At 64.6% G+C, this 17,373-nt stretch carries 25 protein-coding genes; 13 read left to right on the plus strand and 12 right to left on the minus strand.

Annotated elements, in window-relative coordinates; translation table 11 throughout:
* Positions 1-347 precede the first annotated feature (347 nt).
* Positions 348-1,541, plus strand: coding sequence for a L,D-transpeptidase family protein (locus AB8Z38_RS32455; protein WP_369721657.1), 1,194 nt, complete (start codon positions 348-350; stop codon positions 1,539-1,541).
* Positions 1,542-1,697: 156 nt separating this feature from the next.
* Positions 1,698-2,666 (plus strand): NAD-dependent epimerase/dehydratase family protein, encoded by a 969-nt coding sequence (locus AB8Z38_RS32460; RefSeq protein ID WP_369721658.1) that lies wholly within the window; start codon positions 1,698-1,700, stop codon positions 2,664-2,666.
* A gap of 4 nt (positions 2,667-2,670) precedes the next feature.
* Here the strand turns inward: AB8Z38_RS32460 and AB8Z38_RS32465 are convergent, their stop codons facing one another.
* Positions 2,671-3,633, minus strand: a complete 963-nt coding sequence (locus tag AB8Z38_RS32465; RefSeq protein ID WP_369721659.1) for a D-2-hydroxyacid dehydrogenase family protein — start codon at positions 3,631-3,633, stop codon at positions 2,671-2,673.
* Between the two features lie 130 nt (positions 3,634-3,763).
* Positions 3,764-3,979, minus strand: a complete 216-nt coding sequence (locus AB8Z38_RS32470; RefSeq protein WP_369721660.1) for a hypothetical protein — start codon at positions 3,977-3,979, stop codon at positions 3,764-3,766.
* Between the two features lie 232 nt (positions 3,980-4,211).
* Between AB8Z38_RS32470 and ettA the strand changes: the two genes are divergently transcribed.
* The 3 genes from ettA to AB8Z38_RS32485 are packed head-to-tail and all read left to right on the plus strand — an operon-like array spanning position 4,212 to position 7,094.
* Positions 4,212-5,570, plus strand: coding sequence for an energy-dependent translational throttle protein EttA (gene ettA, locus AB8Z38_RS32475; protein ID WP_369721661.1), 1,359 nt, complete (start codon positions 4,212-4,214; stop codon positions 5,568-5,570).
* On the plus strand, positions 5,474-5,860 hold the full coding sequence (locus AB8Z38_RS32480) for an ATP-binding cassette domain-containing protein (protein ID WP_369721662.1): 387 nt from the start codon (positions 5,474-5,476) through the stop codon (positions 5,858-5,860). The genes ettA and AB8Z38_RS32480 overlap by 97 nt, the downstream gene beginning before the upstream one ends.
* 7 nt (positions 5,861-5,867) lie before the next feature.
* Entirely contained in the window at positions 5,868-7,094 is a 1,227-nt protein-coding gene (locus AB8Z38_RS32485) for a lytic murein transglycosylase (protein WP_369721663.1), read from the plus strand.
* Between the two features lie 83 nt (positions 7,095-7,177).
* On the opposite strand, the gene AB8Z38_RS32490 is transcribed toward AB8Z38_RS32485, so the two are convergent.
* Together AB8Z38_RS32490 and AB8Z38_RS32495 are read right to left on the minus strand one after the other, a co-directional pair.
* The gene (locus tag AB8Z38_RS32490; protein ID WP_200512390.1) at positions 7,178-7,462 is read right to left on the minus strand and encodes a hypothetical protein; all 285 of its coding nucleotides are present in this window, start codon (positions 7,460-7,462) and stop codon (positions 7,178-7,180) included.
* 223 nt (positions 7,463-7,685) lie between these two features.
* Positions 7,686-8,015 (minus strand): hypothetical protein, encoded by a 330-nt coding sequence (locus tag AB8Z38_RS32495; protein ID WP_369721664.1) that lies wholly within the window; start codon positions 8,013-8,015, stop codon positions 7,686-7,688.
* A gap of 137 nt (positions 8,016-8,152) precedes the next feature.
* On the opposite strand from AB8Z38_RS32495, the gene AB8Z38_RS32500 reads away from it, so the two are divergent.
* The 3 genes from AB8Z38_RS32500 (at position 8,153) to bfr (ending at position 9,501) form a co-directional block, all read left to right on the plus strand.
* Positions 8,153-8,443, plus strand: a complete 291-nt coding sequence (locus AB8Z38_RS32500; RefSeq protein ID WP_369721665.1) for a hypothetical protein — start codon at positions 8,153-8,155, stop codon at positions 8,441-8,443.
* Between the two features lie 161 nt (positions 8,444-8,604).
* Complete coding sequence (locus AB8Z38_RS32505; protein WP_369726660.1) at positions 8,605-8,877, plus strand: bacterioferritin-associated ferredoxin; 273 nt, start codon at positions 8,605-8,607, stop codon at positions 8,875-8,877.
* Between the two features lie 135 nt (positions 8,878-9,012).
* Positions 9,013-9,501 carry a bacterioferritin gene (bfr, locus tag AB8Z38_RS32510; protein ID WP_369721666.1) on the plus strand — a complete coding sequence of 163 codons (489 nt, stop codon included), beginning with the start codon at positions 9,013-9,015 and terminating at the stop codon, positions 9,499-9,501.
* 68 nt (positions 9,502-9,569) lie between these two features.
* Here the strand turns inward: bfr and AB8Z38_RS32515 are convergent, their stop codons facing one another.
* From AB8Z38_RS32515 to AB8Z38_RS32525, 3 genes are all read right to left on the minus strand, one after another.
* Positions 9,570-10,172, minus strand: a complete 603-nt coding sequence (locus AB8Z38_RS32515) for an MSMEG_1061 family FMN-dependent PPOX-type flavoprotein (RefSeq protein WP_369721667.1) — start codon at positions 10,170-10,172, stop codon at positions 9,570-9,572.
* Between the two features lie 71 nt (positions 10,173-10,243).
* Positions 10,244-10,597 carry a hypothetical protein gene (locus AB8Z38_RS32520; RefSeq protein WP_369721668.1) on the minus strand — a complete coding sequence of 118 codons (354 nt, stop codon included), beginning with the start codon at positions 10,595-10,597 and terminating at the stop codon, positions 10,244-10,246.
* Between the two features lie 159 nt (positions 10,598-10,756).
* The gene (locus tag AB8Z38_RS32525) at positions 10,757-11,833 is read right to left on the minus strand and encodes an alpha/beta fold hydrolase (RefSeq protein WP_369721669.1); all 1,077 of its coding nucleotides are present in this window, start codon (positions 11,831-11,833) and stop codon (positions 10,757-10,759) included.
* Between the two features lie 122 nt (positions 11,834-11,955).
* Here AB8Z38_RS32525 and AB8Z38_RS32530 point away from each other — a divergent pair, with 122 nt between their 5' ends.
* Both AB8Z38_RS32530 and AB8Z38_RS32535 read left to right on the plus strand, forming a co-directional pair.
* On the plus strand, positions 11,956-12,222 hold the full coding sequence (locus AB8Z38_RS32530; protein ID WP_369721670.1) for a DUF2277 domain-containing protein: 267 nt from the start codon (positions 11,956-11,958) through the stop codon (positions 12,220-12,222).
* A 98-nt stretch (positions 12,223-12,320) separates the two neighbouring features.
* A complete protein-coding gene (locus tag AB8Z38_RS32535; RefSeq protein ID WP_369721671.1) occupies positions 12,321-12,536 on the plus strand; it encodes a hypothetical protein in 216 nt (71 codons plus the stop codon).
* A gap of 3 nt (positions 12,537-12,539) precedes the next feature.
* On the opposite strand, the gene AB8Z38_RS32540 is transcribed toward AB8Z38_RS32535, so the two are convergent.
* The 3 genes from AB8Z38_RS32540 to AB8Z38_RS32550 form a co-directional block, all read right to left on the minus strand.
* The gene (locus AB8Z38_RS32540) at positions 12,540-13,058 is read right to left on the minus strand and encodes a collagen-like protein (RefSeq protein WP_369721672.1); all 519 of its coding nucleotides are present in this window, start codon (positions 13,056-13,058) and stop codon (positions 12,540-12,542) included.
* A 122-nt stretch (positions 13,059-13,180) separates the two neighbouring features.
* Complete coding sequence (locus tag AB8Z38_RS32545; protein WP_369721673.1) at positions 13,181-13,429, minus strand: helix-turn-helix domain-containing protein; 249 nt, start codon at positions 13,427-13,429, stop codon at positions 13,181-13,183.
* 233 nt (positions 13,430-13,662) lie between these two features.
* A complete protein-coding gene (locus AB8Z38_RS32550; protein ID WP_369721674.1) occupies positions 13,663-14,430 on the minus strand; it encodes an SDR family NAD(P)-dependent oxidoreductase in 768 nt (255 codons plus the stop codon).
* A 110-nt stretch (positions 14,431-14,540) separates the two neighbouring features.
* On the opposite strand from AB8Z38_RS32550, the gene AB8Z38_RS32555 reads away from it, so the two are divergent.
* Positions 14,541-15,026, plus strand: coding sequence for a J domain-containing protein (locus tag AB8Z38_RS32555; RefSeq protein WP_369721675.1), 486 nt, complete (start codon positions 14,541-14,543; stop codon positions 15,024-15,026).
* Positions 15,027-15,104: 78 nt separating this feature from the next.
* Here the strand turns inward: AB8Z38_RS32555 and AB8Z38_RS32560 are convergent, their stop codons facing one another.
* Positions 15,105-15,365: a hypothetical protein gene (locus AB8Z38_RS32560; protein ID WP_369721676.1), complete on the minus strand. Its 261-nt coding sequence runs from the start codon at positions 15,363-15,365 to the stop codon at positions 15,105-15,107.
* On the opposite strand from AB8Z38_RS32560, the gene AB8Z38_RS32565 reads away from it, so the two are divergent.
* Both AB8Z38_RS32565 and AB8Z38_RS32570 read left to right on the plus strand, forming a co-directional pair.
* A complete protein-coding gene (locus tag AB8Z38_RS32565; protein ID WP_369721677.1) occupies positions 15,364-15,702 on the plus strand; it encodes a hypothetical protein in 339 nt (112 codons plus the stop codon). The genes AB8Z38_RS32560 and AB8Z38_RS32565 overlap by 2 nt on opposite strands.
* Positions 15,703-15,899: 197 nt before the next feature.
* Positions 15,900-16,334 (plus strand): hypothetical protein, encoded by a 435-nt coding sequence (locus tag AB8Z38_RS32570; RefSeq protein WP_369721678.1) that lies wholly within the window; start codon positions 15,900-15,902, stop codon positions 16,332-16,334.
* A 131-nt stretch (positions 16,335-16,465) separates the two neighbouring features.
* On the opposite strand, the gene AB8Z38_RS32575 is transcribed toward AB8Z38_RS32570, so the two are convergent.
* Positions 16,466-17,158 carry a glutathione S-transferase family protein gene (locus AB8Z38_RS32575; RefSeq protein WP_369721679.1) on the minus strand — a complete coding sequence of 231 codons (693 nt, stop codon included), beginning with the start codon at positions 17,156-17,158 and terminating at the stop codon, positions 16,466-16,468.
* Positions 17,159-17,373 lie beyond the last annotated feature (215 nt).

A 17,373-nucleotide genomic window follows, 5' to 3' on the forward strand; every position in this document is an offset into this window, starting at 1 on the left:
CCCCGGCGGGGTGTGGCCAGGGCCCATGAGCCATCTGAACGCGGTGACGGTACTGATCGCCGCATTCGCCAAGCGGAAATCCGGAGCTCAAATCGATGGCGAATCAGGCTGATTCGACCATATCGCAACGTCTCCGCGCCGCTCCCTAAAATTCACGGTCGAGGACTCCGGCAATTTACGGCGAATTGCGATTTTCGCCCCGTGATGCAACGGAGCAACGGTGTGCGCTGACATCACAAATCGCCAAATCGGCGCAATTCGGCCTGTCATGTCTTGAATGTGCCGCTATCTTCGGTCATCTGGCCGTCAGCGGTCCGATAGGGCCTGGGGACCATACAAGAGCGATGATGATCAAACATTTTCTGACGATATGCGCTGCCGCAACAGTCGCTGCGGCGGGAACCTCGCTCGTGCAGGCCCAGTCCTATCCGGTGCAGCAGGCGCCAAGCTACGGTGCCCCGGCCGAATATCACCCCGGCGACCGCACGCCCAATTTCGACGCGCTGGAAGATGACGACGGCGCGATGCCGCAGGCGTCGCTGCCGCCGCCCGGCCCGGCCGACGATCCGCGCTACGCACGCCCGGCCGGCGCTCCGCCGGTCTATTCCGCTGCCCCGCCGCAGGGCCCGGTGATGTCGCCGGATGATCCGCGTTATGGTCGTCCGGCTGGCGCTCCGCCGGTCTATTCCGCCGCCCCGCCGCAAGGCCCGGTGATGTCGCCCGATGATCCCCGCTACGGTCGTCCCGCCGGTCCGCCGGCCGTGATCTATGCCGACCGTCCGGGTCAGGCGCCCGGCAGCGATGGCCTGCGTCCGCCGGAGGCAGTCAGTGGTCCGGGCGAGACCGGAACGGTCTCGCAGCAGCCCGCCATGGGCGCCGATGGCCGTCCGATGTCGATCGCCTCGTTGCCGCCCGAGGAGCAGCCCGACGCCGCCCCCGCGCAGCTGCCGCCGAACCTGCGCCGCCAGGAAGTCTCGCTGGCAACCAAGGAACCGGCCGGAACGCTGATCGTCGATACCCCGAACACCTATCTCTATTACGTGCTCGGCAATGGCCGGGCGATCCGTTACGGCGTTCGCGTCGGCCGCGATGGTTTCACCTGGACCGGCGTGCAGAAGATCACCCGCAAGGCGGAGTGGCCCGATTGGCATCCGCCGGCGGAAATGATCGAGCGCCAACCCTATCTGCCGCGCTTCATGGCGGGAGGCCCCGGCAATCCGCTTGGCGCCCGCGCGATGTATCTCGGCTCAACCGTGTACCGCATCCACGGCACCAACCAGCCGTCGACCATCGGCAAGTTCGTCTCCTCCGGCTGCATCGGCATGCTGAATGAGGACGTCTCGGACCTGTTCGATCGGGTCAAGGTCGGCACCCGCGTGGTGGTGATGCCGGGCGGCCCGCCGCCGGGAACCGCGACCGCGTCCGCGGCGCCGATGCCCGGTGCCGCTGGTCCCGCCCCGATGGCTGCCCAGGCCGGTCCGGTCCCGGGCACCCAGCCGACCGTGGTGCCGCCGCTACCCGCGCCAGTCACGGTGCGCTGAACCGGCTCGCAAGAATTGATCTGATGACGGCGCGTGCACCTCGGTCACGCGCCGTTGTCATTTGACGCGCATGTCTCACTTGCGCGCAGGTCTCACTTGAACCGCTCCACACCTCGACTACGTCCGGGAGGATTGCAACGAATTGAGGAGCACACGATGCGCATCCTTGTTGCGGGCGCGACCGGCGCGGTCGGGCAATATCTGGTTCCGGCGCTGGTTGCCGCGGGCCATTCCGTGACTGGCACGACACGGAGTGAGGCAAAAAGAGACGTCGTACGCCGATTGGGTGCGGAGCCGGTCGTCGCCGACGGCCTCGATGCCGACAGCATGCGCGCTGCGGTCATTGCGGCAAAGCCCGAAATCGTCATCCACCAGATGACGGATCTCGCGGCCGCCACCGATCTGCGTCATTTCGATCGGGCTTTCGCGCGGACCAACGAACTCCGCACGCGCGGAACCGATATTCTGCTCGCCGCCGCACGCGAGGCGGGCGCCAGGCGCTTCATCGCGCAAAGCTTCTGCGGCTGGACTTTCAGTCGCACCGGGGGAGCGGTGAAGACCGAGACCGATGAACTTGACCTGCATCCGCCGCAAGAACTGCGACGCACGCTCGAGGCGATCCGGTACCTGGAGCGAAGCGTCACCGCGTCCACGATGCCGGAGGGCATCGTGCTGCGCTATGGATTCTTCTATGGACCTGAGACCGGCACGCTCTCGCCGGCCATGATCGATCAGCTGCGCCACCGGCGTGTACCGGTGATCGGCGATGGTGGCGGAACGTGGTCGTTCATTCACACCGAAGATGCCGCCTCTGCCACGCTTGCCGCGGTTGAACGCGGACGCGCGGGCAGCATCTACAACATCGTCGACGATCATCCGGCGCAGGTGAAGGATTGGCTGCCTGCGCTGGCCGAACTGCTCGGTGCCAAGCCGCCGCGCCATATCCCCGCCTGGCTCGCGCGCCTGCTTGCGGGTGAGCATATGGTTGCGATGATGACGGAGGTGCGCGGAGCATCCAACGCCAAGGCCAAGCGCGAGCTCGGCTGGCTGCCGGCGCATGCTTCCTGGCGTGATGGCTTTGCCGATGCGGCAAGCCAGCCCGCCAGCCAGCGCTCGGCCGCCTGAGGCCTCAGGCGAGCCGCCGCGGCAGCTCGCCGCCGTTGGTCCAGGCGTCGATCGCCTCGACCATCTGGCCGTAATGCATGCGCAACCCGTCCTCGGTCGCGTAGCCGAGATGCGGGGTCAGCACCAGATTGTCGAGCTTGCGGAACGGATGATCAGTGGGCAGCGGCTCGACCGAGAACACGTCGATGCCGGCGCCCGCGATCTTCTTCTGCCGCAACGCCTCGAGCAGCGCCTGCTCGTCCACGATCGGCCCGCGCGCGGTGTTGATCAGGAAGGCCGTCGGCTTCATCCGCGCGAGATCGTCGCGGCCGACCAGGCCCCGCGAACGTTCGCTCAGCACCACGTGGATGGTGACGATGTCGGCGTTGGCGAACAAGTCCTCCTTGCTGGCGTAACCGACACCGGCCTCCTTGCACTTCTCCGGCGTCAGGTTCGGGCTCCAGGCGATCACATTCATGCCGAACGCTTTCGCGATGGCCGCCATCTTGCTGCCGAGCTTGCCGAGCCCGACGATCCCGAGGGTGCGGCCTTCGATCTCGACGCCGGCAAAGCTCTGCCAGGGCTCGCCGGCATGCATGCGCGCATTTTCGCGGCCGATGCCGCGGGTCAGTTCCAGGATCAGGCCCATGGCGAGCGGGGCGGTGGGGTCGCGCGAATATTGCGTGCCGCCGATCGCCACATTGCGCGCCTTCGCGGCCTCCATGTCGATCGAGGCGTTGCGCATGCCGGAGGTCAGCAGCAGCTTCAGCTTCGGGAGGGCCGCGAACAGGCTCTTCGGGAAGGCGGTGCGCTCGCGCATGGCGCAAACGATGTCGAAGTCGGCCAGCGCGCTGGCGGCGGCTTGCTCCGAGGCAAAGGGATGGCTGAAGACGGTGACGTCGAGGCGGTCGGCGAGCTTTGGCCAGTCCGCGACGTTCAGCGCGAGATTGAAATAGTCGTCGAGAACTGCACAGCGCAGCCGCGTCATCGGCGTTCATCCATGGCGAGAGGGGACGGCGCAAGCGGGAACGCCGTCGTCGGAACCCGGCCATGGTTGCTTGCAATCACCCAGCGCGCAAGCCGCCCAGCTCTTCAAAAATTCGACAGGGAGGGAACAGTCAGAGGTCGCGGGGCTTCAGCCGGAGCGGTGCGTTCATGCCGTGCTTGGCCCGCCAGGCGGGACCGGGGCCGCGCATGTAGTGCAGCTCGGGCCGGTAGGGGTTGAAGGCCGTGGCGAAGAAGTGCTTCCAGAAGCCCTTGATCTCCGAGAGGAGCCCGGAGGCGCGTCCGGCTTCGCCCGGAACGGCAATGGAATTGGTCTCGGTCAGAGCCATGATCGGCCTCGCTGTGCTCCCCGTTCATTCTGAGCGGGTGGCGCTGTTTCCGCGCGAAACCGAGCTTTGGCCTGATTTATTAAAAGATGGTTTCAATTGTCCGGATCGGGGGCCGGATGGTGTCCGTTCCGTATTCATCCGTGGTGAACGGAGGGAAAACATTGCCCTTTGGGGGCGGGATCGCTACATCGGCGGCAAGCAAATTTCCTCAAATCGAAGGTTTTCGGGACCGATGGCGCGCCAGTTCATCTATTTCATGAAGGATCTGACCAAGAGCTATCCGACGCGCAAGCTGCTCGACAACATCAATCTGAGCTTCTACCCGGACGCCAAGATCGGCGTGCTCGGCGTCAACGGCTCGGGCAAGTCGACACTGCTCAAGATCATGGCCGGGCTCGACAAGGAGTACAACGGCGAGGCCTGGGTCGCTCAGGGCGCCCGCGTCGGCTATCTCGAACAGGAACCGCATCTCGACGCGAGCTTGTCCGTGCGCGAGAACGTCATGCTGGGCGTTGCCAAGCAGAAGGCCATCCTCGATCGCTACAATGAGCTGGCGATGAATTATTCCGAGGAAACCGCCGACGAGATGACCAAGCTGCAGGACGAGATCGAGGCCCAGGGCCTCTGGGATCTCGACAGCAAGGTCGATCAGGCCATGGACGCGCTGCGCTGTCCGCCCGACGATGCCGATGTGACGAAACTCTCCGGCGGTGAGCGCCGCCGCGTCGCGCTATGCAAGCTGTTGCTCGATCAGCCCGAGCTGTTGCTGCTGGACGAGCCGACCAACCATCTCGACGCCGAGTCGGTGTCGTGGCTGGAAGGTCATCTGCGCAACTATCCGGGCGCGATCCTGATCGTCACCCACGATCGCTACTTCCTCGACAACGTCACGGGCTGGATTCTCGAGCTCGACCGCGGCAAGGGGATTCCCTACGAGGGCAATTACTCATCCTGGCTGGTGCAGAAGCAGAAGCGGCTGGAGCAGGAAGGCCGCGAGGACGCCGCGCATCAGAAGACGCTCGCCCGCGAGCAGGAATGGGTCGCCTCTTCGCCAAAGGCGCGGCAGGCCAAGTCCAAGGCGCGCTACCAGCGCTACGAGGACCTGCTCAAGCAGGCCAGCGAGAAGCAGACCCAAACCGCCCAGATCGTCATTCCCGTCGCCGAGCGGCTCGGCGCCAATGTGGTCGATTTCGAAGGCCTCAGCAAAGGCTTTGGCGATCGCCTGCTGATCGACGATCTCACCTTCAAGCTGCCGCCCGGCGGCATCGTCGGTGTGATCGGTGCCAACGGCGCTGGCAAGACCACGCTGTTCAGGATGATCACCAAGCAGGAACAGCCGGACAAGGGCACCATCACGGTCGGCGAGACCGTGCATCTCGGTTATGTCGACCAATCGCGCGACGCGCTCGACGGCAGCAAGAACGTGTGGGAGGAGATCTCCGGCGGCAACGAGCTGATCCTGCTCGGCAAGAAGGAAGTGAACTCGCGCGGCTATTGCTCAGCCTTCAACTTCAAGGGCGCCGACCAGCAAAAAAGGTTGGCGCGCTCTCCGGCGGTGAGCGCAACCGCGTGCATCTCGCCAAGATGCTGAAATCCGGCGCCAACGTGTTGCTGCTCGACGAGCCGACCAACGACCTCGATGTCGACACGCTGCGCGCGCTTGAAGAGGCGCTGGAAGATTTTGCCGGCTGCGCCGTCATCATCAGCCATGATCGCTGGTTCCTCGACCGCATCGCGACCCATATCCTCGCCTTCGAGGGCGACAGCCATGTCGAATGGTTCGAGGGCAATTTCCAGGATTACGAAAACGACAAGATGCGCCGGCTCGGACAGGACAGCATCATTCCGCACCGCGTGAAGTACAAGAAGCTGACGCGGTGATGCCGGCATGATGCGACGGGCGCTCATTGCTGCGGTGGTTGCAATCACCTGCGGCTGGTCGCCCGCCCGCGCCGCCGACGTCGCCTTCTCGCAATTCATTGCCTCGCTGTGGCCGGAGGCGCAGGCGGCCGGCGTGTCGCGCGCGACCTTCGATGAGCAGACGCGCGGGCTCGAGCCCGACTACAAGCTGCCCGACCTGCTCCTGCCGGGACGGCCCGCGACCGGTGCGCCGTCGCAGGCAGAATTCGTGCAGGTGCCGGCCGATTACGTCAAGGAAGCCTCGGTCGCGCGCCTTGCCGTCGAGGGCCAGCGGCTGTTGCAGAAATATCGGCCAGCGCTCACCGAGATCGAGAAAAGCTCCGGCGTGCCCGCGCCCGTCATGCTCGCGATCTGGGGCCGCGAGACCGATTACGGCCGCTACACGCTGCCTTATGATCTCGTGCGCGTGCTGGCGACGCAGGCCTATGTCGGCCGGCGCAAGGACACCTATCGCAACGAGTTCATTCTCTCACTGAAGATTCTCGGCGAGGGCGTGGTGACGCGCAAGGAGATGCGCTCGTCCTGGGCCGGCGCCACCGGGCTCACGCAGTTCCTGCCCTCCGAATATTACAAGCACGGTGTCGATTTCGACGGCGATGGCCGCATCGACATTTGGCATTCGGTGCCGGATGCGCTGGCCTCGGCTGCACAGCAGCTCGTCAACAAGGGCTGGCAGAGCGGCGTACGCTGGGCTTACGAGGTTCAGGCGCCGGCGAGAGTCGATTGCACGATTGGCGTGCCGGAAGTGACGAAGCCGATCGGCCAGTGGCTGCGCGACGGCTTCGTGCCGGTTCGGGGACAAAAGCTCAGCGCCGCCGAGCAGGCGCAGCCCGCGTCGCTATTGCAGCCGGAAGGCATCTACGGCCCGTCGTTCCTGACCACGAAGAACTACTTCGTCATCAAGGAATACAATTTCTCCGATCTCTACGTGCTGTTCGTCGGCCATCTCAGCGACCGCATGACGAGCCCGCTGCCATTCGCGACGCCATGGTCCGCATCGAAGCAATTGCGGACCAAGGACGTCGAGGCGATGCAGCGCGGGCTGACGCGCGTCGGGCTCTACAAGGACAAGATCGACGGCAAGGCCGGCATGCAGACGCGCGCAGCGCTCGGCGCCTATCAGAAGTCGGCAGGCCTGAAGGTCGACTGTTGGCCGAGCGAGGAGGTGCTGCATTCGATCCAGGCCGCGCGCTGAACAAGCCTCGCAAAAGAAAAAAGCCCGGCCGATGCTCTCGGCCGGGCTTCGATCGCGGCGCTTGCGCGCGCGTTACGATCAGATCAGTAGCAAACGCGAACCGGGCGGACGGTCCAGCCGTAACCATCCCAATAGCGCTGGCGCTGCCAGTAGCAGGGCGGGGGCGGCGGGCCGGGCTCGGCCACATACACCGGTCCGCCATAGGCCGGACGGCTCGACGCGATGGCGCCGCCGATAATCGCGCCGCCGAGCAGGCCGGCAGCGATACCGACACCGACGCCGTCATGGGCCTGCGCGGACGGAGTGGCGGTCACCAGCGAACCGGCGATCGTCGCAACCGTGAGGGCGGCAACTAAAGTCTTCTTCATGCTCTTGGCTCTCCTGAGAGATGGACGCACCTGGTTAGAAGCGCCCGGGGTTCAAAGGTTCACGCAGACTCTGATGGAATTGGTCTTGCAGCTAGGAAGCGCGCAAATGGTCAATCCTCAGTAAACGCACCGGGAGCTGTGACGAGAAAAAGCGGTCTTTTTCAGGCCCCGAGATGAACGGCGCGCCTGTGATAACCGGTCGGCTGAAGCGGTCCGGCGTGTCTCAGCCGCAGACCCGGACGCGGCGGACGCGCCACGCATAGCCGTCCCAGAAGCGTTGCTTCTGCCAGACACAGCCGTCGCCGTAATACTCGTCGGCGGCGTAGCCGGGGTCCGGCGCGTAATAGCGGGGCGGGTAATAGCCCGGGCTGTAGCCCGGACCATATGCATAGCCGGGACCTGGTCCGTAATAGTACGGAGAGGCCAGTGCGCCGCCGACGACGATAATGCCGGCGGCGACGCCAGCGGCGACACCGCGCTGGGCATGGGCCGGCGTTCCGGCGGTCAGGACCAGGGTGACGACGGCGGCGACTGCCAGGAGCGTTTTCTTCATGGGCTCGACCTTTCACACACCAACACGGAACCGTTGCGGCCAAGGTTCCATACTTCGCTTGAATGATCAATGAACGGCACAATTGCCGGCTGCGACCAATGGGTAGAAATCGCGGTTTTCAAGCCTGGGAGACGATCATGAACGGCGTCCTGACCAATGCCCTGATCGCGGCTGGGGCGATCGGCGTGATCGGCTATGCCCTGATCACCCATCTGCAGCACCGGGGTCCGCGCTCGCGCGCAGGGGCCGGGGGCGATCGCGGCGGTGGCGACAGCTATTCGGACAGGACGAATGACGGCTTCTCACCGGGAAGCTGGTTTTCCAGCGACAGTTCGGGGAGCTCGACGGACGGCAGCAGCTGCTCGACTGGCGATAGCGGCGGCGGAGATTGCGGCGGCGACAGTGGGGGCGGCGCTGGCGGCGACTAGGCTGCTTCAATCTTGATCCAGCGCAACGCTCGAATTTAGAGCCGTTCTAGGCTGCTCCCGGGCCAGTTTGGAATAGCTTCAAATTCCGGTTTTTCCTTTTGCATCCGGCCGGCCCCTTAAATATCGATACTGCCGCATCACCAAAGGGCCTGCTGCTTTCCATGATCGTCTGTTCCTGTAACGTGCTGAGCGATGACGACATCCGCGCCGCCGTCGCCGAGTCCGACGACGCCGTGCGTCACGCCAAGCAGATCTATGGATGCCTTGGCTGCAGCGCCGAATGCGGCCGCTGCGCCCGCACCATCAAGACCATTATCGACGAAGCGCTCGGCCCCTGCGCCAAATCCTGCTGCTCCGGCTGCCCGCACAACCACACCGTCGCCGCCAATGATGAGTCGGCCGAGCCTGCCCAGTTCGCGCTCGCCGCCTGCTGATAGCCCTCCGCATCACCGTTTGAGCTTATCCCGGACTGCGTTCCTGTTCGCCGGTTGCTCCCGTTCCTGAACTGTCTTAGAAGCCTTCTAAATTCGGTTGCCGGCCGGATCGAACCGCAAAAGCTGGAGTGAATCATGCAGGGCGACGCAAAAGTCATCGACTACCTCAACAAGGCGCTGCGTCACGAGCTGACTGCGATCAACCAGTACTGGCTGCACTATCGCTTCCTCGACAATTGGGGCCTGCGAGACATGTCCAAGGTCTGGCGCAAGGAATCCATCGAGGAGATGGAGCATGCCGACAAGCTCACCGAGCGGATCCTGTTCTTCGACGGCTTCCCGAACATGCAGGTGCTCGATCCCCTGCGCATCGGCCAGAACGTTAAGGAAATCATCGAGTGCGATCTTGCCGCCGAGATGAGCGCGCGGGCGCTCTACCAGGAAGCGGCGACCTACTGCCACGGAGTCAAGGACTACGTCACGCGCGACCTGTTCGAGAAGCTGATGAGCGACGAGGAGCACCACATCGACTTCCTCGAGACCCAGCTCGATCTGATCGGCCGCATCGGCCTCGAGCTCTACACCCAGAAGCATGTCGGCGGGCTCGAGGGCGACGCGCACTAAGCGTCGGCCCCACACATCCGGCGTCGTCCCGGCCCGCCCCGGGACGATAATTTGTATCGTTGCGATAGCTAAAGCTGCGTCTTGTACCGCGCTTCAACCACGTCCTGCGGTTCCGGCTCACCAAGGCTGGTCTGGTCGTGGATGACTTCAGCGATGCTTGGCATCACCGAGCGCTGCACCCTCTCCGTCGACCACAGGTTCGAGCGCATCAGCGCCTTGCCGCAGTGGAAATAGACTTCGCTGACGTCGACGCTCAGCACCGCGCGCGGCGGCTTGCCGAATTCCACCATCGAGGCGAGCAGATCCGGGTTGGCCGACAGCGTGCCGCGTCCGCCGACGCGCAATGTCTCGTCGATTCCGGGGACGAAGAACAACAGATGCACGAAGCCGGAGCCTTCGACGACGTTCCGAAAGCTGTCGATCCGGTTGTTGCCGGAACGGTCGGGCATCAGCAGCCGGTTCGGGCCGGCGACATGGACGAAGCCAACGCTCCCGCCGCGCGGCGAAGCGTCGACGCTGCCGTCCGCGCCGGACGTCGCGAGCACGCAGAACGGCGACATCTCGATGAATTTCTTCGCATGCGCATCGATCGCGGGCCTCGCCTTCGCGACCACGCGCGGGGTCGGCTTCGGATAGATGGCGGCGAGGTCTTCGGCGCAAATCTCGGTCACGAAGGTCTCCCTGATTGAAGGGTTGAGGATATCATTCCGCGGCCCCGTAGAGGCTTACTAGTAGAGCGGGCCTACACCGCGTCGGCCGGCACGAAACAGCTGATGATGATGGCGCCGCGGTGGTGGACGTACCATACGACGGCCTGGCCGACCGGGTTGCCGCGGTCGCGGATGACGGCGCGGTCGGGCACTGCCATCCATTGTCCCTCGATCGGCACCCAATAGGCGCCGTTGCGCACGTCGTAGTCCGTGCGGTGTCCGTCTGAAATGTCGCAGCAGGGTACGCCGTTCGGCGCCATCACGCTCTTGAACCAGGCGCGGATGTCAGGCGCGACGTTGTCATATTGCCCGTTGTCGAATGCGAGCGCGGCGCTCGCAAGCGCGGGCATTGCGGCTAGCAGGGCGAACAGCGCAAGCTTGCGCATGCGATCCTCCTCACCGCGTCTCGTGCCAACGGCGCGAGATCGCGTCGCGTGTCGATTCGTATCGTTGCTCCAATTAAGCCCGAGCCGTCAGCGCATTGCATGCTCAAATAATATGCGCCGCACATGATGCATTGCGATATGAGGGCGCGCGCGCTGTCTTTACATCGTGCGCTGCGGCGCAGTTTGCAGCAACTGCCGGACCTGTTCGCTGTAGAATTTCGCGTTGCCGGTGGTGCCGTGGCCGCGCGTTTCGGTGCTCGCAGGGATCAGGTAAAGATGCCCGTTCTTGACCCGTTTCATCGCAGCGTCGGTGACGCCGGTCTCGGGCGGGTTGCGCTCGTCGTCGGCGGAGTTGATGAGCAGCAGCGACGCCTCGATCTGCTCCAGCCCATCAGCGGCATTGTAATCGTGCGAAGCCTCCCACTGGTAGACGAAGTCGTTGGCATCGGCCGTGATCGGGGTCGCAAGCCGCTCGTCGACGGTCTTGTCGGCCTTCGCCGCCGTCGGCGCTTGCGACTGATAGGCCAACGTTCCGCCGATGCTCGCGATGCCGTAGGCGGTGATTGCGTATTTCATCATGCGCGGCTGGCTGGTGTAGTTGCCGCCGTTGTAATCGGGATCGTTGCGGATGGTATCGAGCATGATCCGCCGCAGCATCCAGTTGCGCGATGCCATCTCGGTCGGCTGCGAGGCCATCGGGACCAGCGCGTCCATGGCCTTCGGATGTTTCTCACCCCATAGCCAGGCGTGCATGCCGCCCATCGAATTGCCGATGACGAGCCGCAGGTGCTTGACGCCGAGACCTTCCGTCACCAGCCGGTATTGCGCCTCGACCATGTCGTCATAGTCGTATTTCGGAAAGCTCGTCTTCATCCCGTCGGATGGTTTTGACGATCGGCCGTGGCCGATGGCGTCGGGAATGATGATGTAATATTTGGAGGCGTCGAGCGGCTGTCCGGCGCCGAACAGCTCTCCTGCGAAGCTAGCCGTCAGCATGCTCGCGGCCGAGCCCCCCGATCCATGCAGTACCAACACGGGCTGGCCGCTCGGCTCGCCAACGGTGGTGTAGTGCAGCCGCAGTTCCGACATCGTCTCGCCGGTGTGGAATTTGAAGTCCTTGGCGACCCAGTCGCCCTGCTTCGGTGCAGGATAATCAGCGGCCATGACCGATACAGAGGTGGCCAACGTTGAAATGGACAGCAGTATGGCCGACAGCACCGCGCAAGAAGGTTTCATGTGTCTCTCCCCATGCGGCTCGTGATCGGCGGCCGCGTTACGCGGACCTTAGCAGAACTTCCCGGAGGATGTAGAATTTCGCCTCAGCCAATCGTCTTTGAGGGAACATCGGGAGAGACTGCATGTGCCGCAACATCAGGACGCTGTTCAATTTCGATCCGCCGGCGACGGAACATGAGATCCATGCCAGCGCGCTGCAGTTTGTGCGGAAGCTATCCGGCTTCAGCAGGCCGTCGCAGGCCAACCAGGCCGCGTTCGATCGCGCGGTGGCGGAGGTGTCGGAGGCGGCGCGAAAGCTGCTGACGTCGCTGCACACCAGTGCCCCGGCGCGCGACCGTGAGATCGAGGCGGAAAAGGCCAAGGAGCGTTCGCGGCTGCGCTTCGGTTAGCTGTTCCGCAACAATCCGCTCCGTGATCCGGCTCACGGAAACAGCGGTCTTGGCGCGCGATGATGCTCACCGGGGTTTTGACAACCCGGAGCACGAGAATGAGCCGCCCCCTTCTTCCGCTGAAAGCAGGTGCCATCGTCTTCACGCTGCTGTGGACGGCGTGGATGATGTGGTGGAGCAGCTCGTTCTCGAGCGCGAACGCAGTGATCCTCGCTTTGTGCGGCGCGGCGGTCGGCTATCTCTGGTACCGCGCCATGCGCTGGCAGTTCGAGCGCATGGGCATGCTACCGCGGCGCGACGATCAGGCGAACTAACCGCTACTCCTTCTGGCCGTGCTTTTTCTTTTTCTTCTTTTTCCTGTGCTCATCGCCTTCGCTCTCGTCGCCGTCGTCATCGACGATCGCCTCGTCGGTCTCATGCACGGCGGCCTCGAGCGCGGCGCGCTCGGCGGCTTCCTGCTCGCGCTGGCGGCGGCGTTCGTCCCAGGCGTCGAACAGCTGATCGAGCCAGGGCAGCACTTGCTCGATCGAGGGCAATTGGCCGGGCGGACCGGCCTCGCCGCGCGGGCCTTGTGGACCGGCGGGACCTTGGATTCCGGCGGGGCCCTGTGGTCCGGCTGGTCCGCGCGGACCGGCCTCGCCCGGCTTGCCCGGCGGACCGGCCTTGCCCTGCGTTCCGGTCTTTCCGGCCGGCCCAGGCTTGCCCTGCGGTCCGGGCTTGCCGCGCGTGCCGTCCGGCCCGCGCTTGCCCGGGTGACCCTGCGGCCCCGGCCGTCCCGGCTCGCCCTGCCGCCCGCGCGGACCCGGAGGTCCCTGCCGTCCCTGATCGTCTGCCACGCCACTGCTCCCTTTACGGACGCAAGCTACTTAGCGGCGTTTGACGACAGCAGCAATTCCGCCCGCGCATGCCGCGGGGCGTGATCAACATCAATCGGCGCTGCGGCACGCGACCTCGCGCGTCAATCGTGATAGGCGGGCACGTCGATGCCGGAGGCAGCATAGAGCCTGATCTTGTTGCGCAGCGTGCGCACCGACAGGCCGAGCACACGCGATGCGCGCGTACGGTTGCCATCGCAGCGCGCGAGCGTCTGGAGCACGAGCTCGCGCTCGACCTCGTCGACGGTCGCGCCGATCAGCAGCGGAACGATCTGGTGAGGGGCAAGGAATTGCGCGCCCTGGTCGGGCACCGCGACATGAACAGTGGTCATCAACATACTCCCCGATCAACGCCCGCTTCCATCGTTGGAAGCGGATCGAGAACAAACGACCCCCAAGCCGTAGATCTACGGTGGGCGGGTTTGGTTAATGAAAGGTTAATTGCCGGGTGTTCGCACCAATTGACCTTGGGAATGCCGCAGCGCCGCCGCGATTGGCGCAGGATGCATGGCGATGCGGACCGATGCCGATCGCAGAACCCGCAGCCGTGCGTCGCGCCGCGCGCTCACACCGTCCGATATCCGCCATCCACCATCACGATCGTTCCGGTGACGTAAGCCGACAGATCGGACGCAAGGAAGATCGCGGGGCCGACGATGTCCTCCGGCTTGCCCGCCCGCGCCAGCGGGGTGTGATCGACGAAGGCCTGCACCAGCGCCGGATTGGTGGCGCGCACATTGGCGTTGAGGTTGGTCTCGATGAAGCCCGGGCCGATCGCGTTGACGCGCACGCCTTCCTTGCCGAGCTCGACCGCGAGCGCCTTGGTGAAGCCGAGCACGCCGTGCTTCGAGGTCGTATACGCCGCCGAGCTCGGCGTGCGCAGATGCATGAAGGACTGGATCGAGCCGATATTGACGATGCGGCCCTTGGCTGCGCGCAAGGGGGCGAGGAAGGCCTGCGTCATGTTGAAGACGCCGTTGAGATTGAGCGCGATGATGTCGTTCCAGTCCTTCGCGACCGTCTCGGTGTCAGCGGTGAAGGCATTGCGGCGGGTGATGCCGGCATTGTTGACCAGGATCGAGACCTGTCCGACCTTGTCGGCGACCTGCTTGGCCAGCGCAAAGCAATCGTCGCGTTTGGTGACGTCGAGCGCAAAGCTCTCGGCCTTGCCGCCGGCCCTGCGGATCTCCTGGGTTGCCTCCGCGATCGTATCGGGGTTGACGTCGAGCAGCACGACTTGCGCGCCCTCGCGCGCGTAGCCGGCCGCGATCGCCCGGCCGATGCCGGAACCGGCGCCCGTGACGACCGCGAGGTGATCTGCGAGCAAGGCCATGACATTTCCTCCCGGATTCATTTCGAAGTTTCATGAAAGGCTAACTCGAAATTAAGCGGTCGGAAACGGCGGCCTTGGCATACTGATGTTGATTGCTAAACGTTGCGCGCATGATGGAACGAGTTGAATCCTGGAAACTGGCGCTGGAGCGCCTGCGGTCGGGCGACGCCGCCGATTGGACCGAGGCGGGCCGGCTCGTGGCCGAGATCGCCCGCGTCAGCTCCGAGGCCACGCTGCGGCAGGCCGCCGACCAGGCGCTGCCCGTGCTGCGCCAGGCCGCGGTCAACGACGATCCCACCATCATCCTGGCCGCTCAGCGCCGGATCGGCGTGATCCTCGAGGTCCTCCACGATCTGACCGCGCCGCGCTTCGGCCGCCGCAACGTCATGCCGAAGAAGCTGTCCAGCGAGGACCGCGCGCGCAGGATGCTCGGCCTGCCGCTCGCCGTGCAGCTGACCTGTGATGACATCAACCAGGCCTATCGCCGCGCCGCCAAGGGCAAGCATCCCGACCAGGGCGGCAGCGCGCAAGCCTTCATCGAGCTCGCCGCCGCGCGCGACATCCTCATCCATCCAGGCGTCCACAAGGACGCGTGAGCGGCCGTCGTGGTCGTCAAGATGAAGGGCGGGCCGCTCGCGCAACCCGCCCTCGACTTCGATCGGCTGTGAGCCTGCTCAGAGCGTGCAGCGGCGCTCCCCGCGCAGCTTGATCTGGAGATCGGAGGCCGCGGTGAAGGTCGGCAGCGGCTTGCTGACGACCTTGTAGGTCGACACGCCCCACTGCAGCGGCTTGTAGCGCAGGTCCTCGTTCCAGACCTGGCAGATGCCGGTGTTGTCCCAGCGGATCACGTAATAGCCGGCTGCCGCCGAGGCCGGCACGGCAAATGCGGACGAGGCGATGCCGGCAACGGCACAAAGGGCGAGAACGCGACGCATGAAAAATCTCCTGATGGGAATGCGAGAAGGAAACTGGTGCGGCAAAACTGCACAGCTTGCAAGCCGCTCCATGGCCGATCACGGATATGTCAGCCCGGCTTCGTTGAGCGTAGCGGCCCGTCAGGGTCGCTCCAACGAAATATACGAAAACAACCCCATGCACAGTAGACATCAAGCAGAAATCATTGATCTTTTTCTGAGTTCGGGAAAAGCAAAATATTCGTTTGCTCCGTCGGGCAAAACAGGAGCAGAATGGCATGATCGCGATGGCATTTTCGGTGGCGCACCAGGCATCCGCACCGTCATGGCCGGGCCTGTCCCGGCATCCACGCCTTGATCCACGGCACACAAGAACGTGGATGCCCGGGCCTTCGCCTCGCCGAAGCGGCTTCGGCCGCGCAGGCGGGACAAGCCCGGGCATGACGAGCGCTACGACTCGCGCCCGCGCGATCATGTTGCCGCCGCGATCGATCGGATAGATTTGCGGCGTCTGATTCGATTCCATCCTTGAAAGATAGCCCCCGGAGATTCCCCATGAAGATCGCTACCACCTTGCGCGCCGCGCTCGTTGCCATTGCGGCCCTGGCCGGCCTCTCGACCGCGGCGCGCGCCGACGGCGGCACGGTGGTGCTGACGATCTACAAGGCCGGCTGGATCATCGGCGGCTCGGGCGGCGGCGGCGTGCTCAACTTCCGCGGCCGCTCCTATTCGCTCTCCACCGGCGGGCTCGACTACGGCCTCGTGTTCGGCGGCTCCAAGACCGTGCTGCGCGGTCGCGTCTCCAACATCAACCGTCCCTCGGATGTCGCCGGCGTCTACGGCGCCGCCGGTGCCGGCCTTGCGGTCGGCCGTGGCGCCCGCGCCATCGTGCTGACCAACCAGAAGGGCGCGGTGCTGGAGCTGAGCGGCACGCAGGTCGGGTTGATGGCGAACGCGGATCTGAGCGGGCTTGCGATCACGATGCGGTAGGGGCGGGTGCCGGAGGACTCGGTGCCGTAGGGTGGGCAAAGGCGCGCAAGCGCCGTGCCCACCATGGTGCAAGCGGCATACGAAAAGTTGGTGGGCACGCTTCGCTTTGCCCACCCTACGAGACCTGCGGATTACGCGCTCACCATCGCATGAATCCGCTCGCAATGCGCGACCAGATTCTTGTGCGCCTCGATAAACGCCTTCAGCGGCGTCGGGATCGGAAAGTAATGGATATTCGCGATGAAGCCGTAGATGCCGGCATCACAGCTGGTCGGCCGCTCGCCGTGCACGAAGGCCGCCGCGGGCACGATCTCGGCCAGCACCTGCAAATCGGCAAGCCCCCGCGCATAGGCCTGTTCCGGCGTGTAGCGGCCGATGCCCTGGAAATGATAACGCTGCGCATTGTAGGCCTTGGCCTTCTCGAAGCCAGCCGCGTCGATCTGCGGATGCTGCGCGATGAAGCCGTCGCGGAAGGCGGGATAATAGCGCTCGTCCTTCCAGCGCGAATACGACATCACCCAGTAGAGATCATCCAGCATGCGGGTGACGAGATGATTGGTGCGGCGCTGCTCGGGTGACAGCGCGGCATCGATGGTGAGATGATATTTCGCGATCGCGTGCGCGATGATCGTCTCGCTGTCGCCGATGGTCTCGCCGTCGTCGACGATATAGGGCAACTGCCCGCGCGGCGCGGCCGAGGCATCGAACACATGCTCGTGCACGAAGGGCATGCGCGCGAGCTTCAGGAAGGCATAGACCTTGAGGCCGTAGCCATTGTTGTCGGCGACGCCGAACAGTTCCGGGTAGGAATAGAGGGTCAGCATGGTTGCTCCCTTACGCGCATGATCCGGACCCGAAGGGCCGCGCTGGCGCAAAGTGTGACGCGGTTTTCCGGAAAGATCATGCCGGTTGCGCCCGGCTGTTCGACCCAAAGTTGTTATCGCTCCCGCGCCGGGCTTGCAACAGCGATGACCTTGGTGCGCGGGGTCGTTCGATCAGCGGGCGATTGGGGGCGATCTGGAGCCTGGTCTGCGCGACA

Source organism: Bradyrhizobium sp. LLZ17, assembly GCF_041200145.1.
In the GTDB taxonomy this organism is placed as follows: Bacteria; Pseudomonadota; Alphaproteobacteria; order Rhizobiales; family Xanthobacteraceae; genus Bradyrhizobium.

What these genes read in the sequence shown, in the direction of transcription:
- AB8Z38_RS32455 (WP_369721657.1), top strand. Translation starts at nt 348, where the DNA reads ATGATCAAACATTTTCTGACGATATGCGCTGCCGCAACAGTCGCTGCG.
- AB8Z38_RS32460 (WP_369721658.1), top strand. Translation starts at nt 1,698, where the DNA reads ATGCGCATCCTTGTTGCGGGCGCGACCGGCGCGGTCGGGCAATATCTG.
- AB8Z38_RS32465 (WP_369721659.1), bottom strand. Translation starts at nt 3,633, where the DNA reads ATGACGCGGCTGCGCTGTGCAGTTCTCGACGACTATTTCAATCTCGCG.
- AB8Z38_RS32470 (WP_369721660.1), bottom strand. Translation starts at nt 3,979, where the DNA reads ATGGCTCTGACCGAGACCAATTCCATTGCCGTTCCGGGCGAAGCCGGA.
- ettA (WP_369721661.1), top strand. Translation starts at nt 4,212, where the DNA reads ATGGCGCGCCAGTTCATCTATTTCATGAAGGATCTGACCAAGAGCTAT.
- AB8Z38_RS32485 (WP_369721663.1), top strand. Translation starts at nt 5,868, where the DNA reads ATGATGCGACGGGCGCTCATTGCTGCGGTGGTTGCAATCACCTGCGGC.
- AB8Z38_RS32490 (WP_200512390.1), bottom strand. Translation starts at nt 7,462, where the DNA reads ATGAAGAAGACTTTAGTTGCCGCCCTCACGGTTGCGACGATCGCCGGT.
- AB8Z38_RS32495 (WP_369721664.1), bottom strand. Translation starts at nt 8,015, where the DNA reads ATGAAGAAAACGCTCCTGGCAGTCGCCGCCGTCGTCACCCTGGTCCTG.
- AB8Z38_RS32500 (WP_369721665.1), top strand. Translation starts at nt 8,153, where the DNA reads ATGAACGGCGTCCTGACCAATGCCCTGATCGCGGCTGGGGCGATCGGC.
- AB8Z38_RS32505 (WP_369726660.1), top strand. Translation starts at nt 8,605, where the DNA reads ATGATCGTCTGTTCCTGTAACGTGCTGAGCGATGACGACATCCGCGCC.
- bfr (WP_369721666.1), top strand. Translation starts at nt 9,013, where the DNA reads ATGCAGGGCGACGCAAAAGTCATCGACTACCTCAACAAGGCGCTGCGT.
- AB8Z38_RS32520 (WP_369721668.1), bottom strand. Translation starts at nt 10,597, where the DNA reads ATGCGCAAGCTTGCGCTGTTCGCCCTGCTAGCCGCAATGCCCGCGCTT.
- AB8Z38_RS32525 (WP_369721669.1), bottom strand. Translation starts at nt 11,833, where the DNA reads ATGAAACCTTCTTGCGCGGTGCTGTCGGCCATACTGCTGTCCATTTCA.
- AB8Z38_RS32530 (WP_369721670.1), top strand. Translation starts at nt 11,956, where the DNA reads ATGTGCCGCAACATCAGGACGCTGTTCAATTTCGATCCGCCGGCGACG.
- AB8Z38_RS32535 (WP_369721671.1), top strand. Translation starts at nt 12,321, where the DNA reads ATGAGCCGCCCCCTTCTTCCGCTGAAAGCAGGTGCCATCGTCTTCACG.
- AB8Z38_RS32545 (WP_369721673.1), bottom strand. Translation starts at nt 13,429, where the DNA reads ATGACCACTGTTCATGTCGCGGTGCCCGACCAGGGCGCGCAATTCCTT.
- AB8Z38_RS32550 (WP_369721674.1), bottom strand. Translation starts at nt 14,430, where the DNA reads ATGGCCTTGCTCGCAGATCACCTCGCGGTCGTCACGGGCGCCGGTTCC.
- AB8Z38_RS32555 (WP_369721675.1), top strand. Translation starts at nt 14,541, where the DNA reads ATGATGGAACGAGTTGAATCCTGGAAACTGGCGCTGGAGCGCCTGCGG.
- AB8Z38_RS32565 (WP_369721677.1), top strand. Translation starts at nt 15,364, where the DNA reads ATGAAAAATCTCCTGATGGGAATGCGAGAAGGAAACTGGTGCGGCAAA.
- AB8Z38_RS32560 (WP_369721676.1), bottom strand. Translation starts at nt 15,365, where the DNA reads ATGCGTCGCGTTCTCGCCCTTTGTGCCGTTGCCGGCATCGCCTCGTCC.
- AB8Z38_RS32570 (WP_369721678.1), top strand. Translation starts at nt 15,900, where the DNA reads ATGAAGATCGCTACCACCTTGCGCGCCGCGCTCGTTGCCATTGCGGCC.
- AB8Z38_RS32575 (WP_369721679.1), bottom strand. Translation starts at nt 17,158, where the DNA reads ATGCTGACCCTCTATTCCTACCCGGAACTGTTCGGCGTCGCCGACAAC.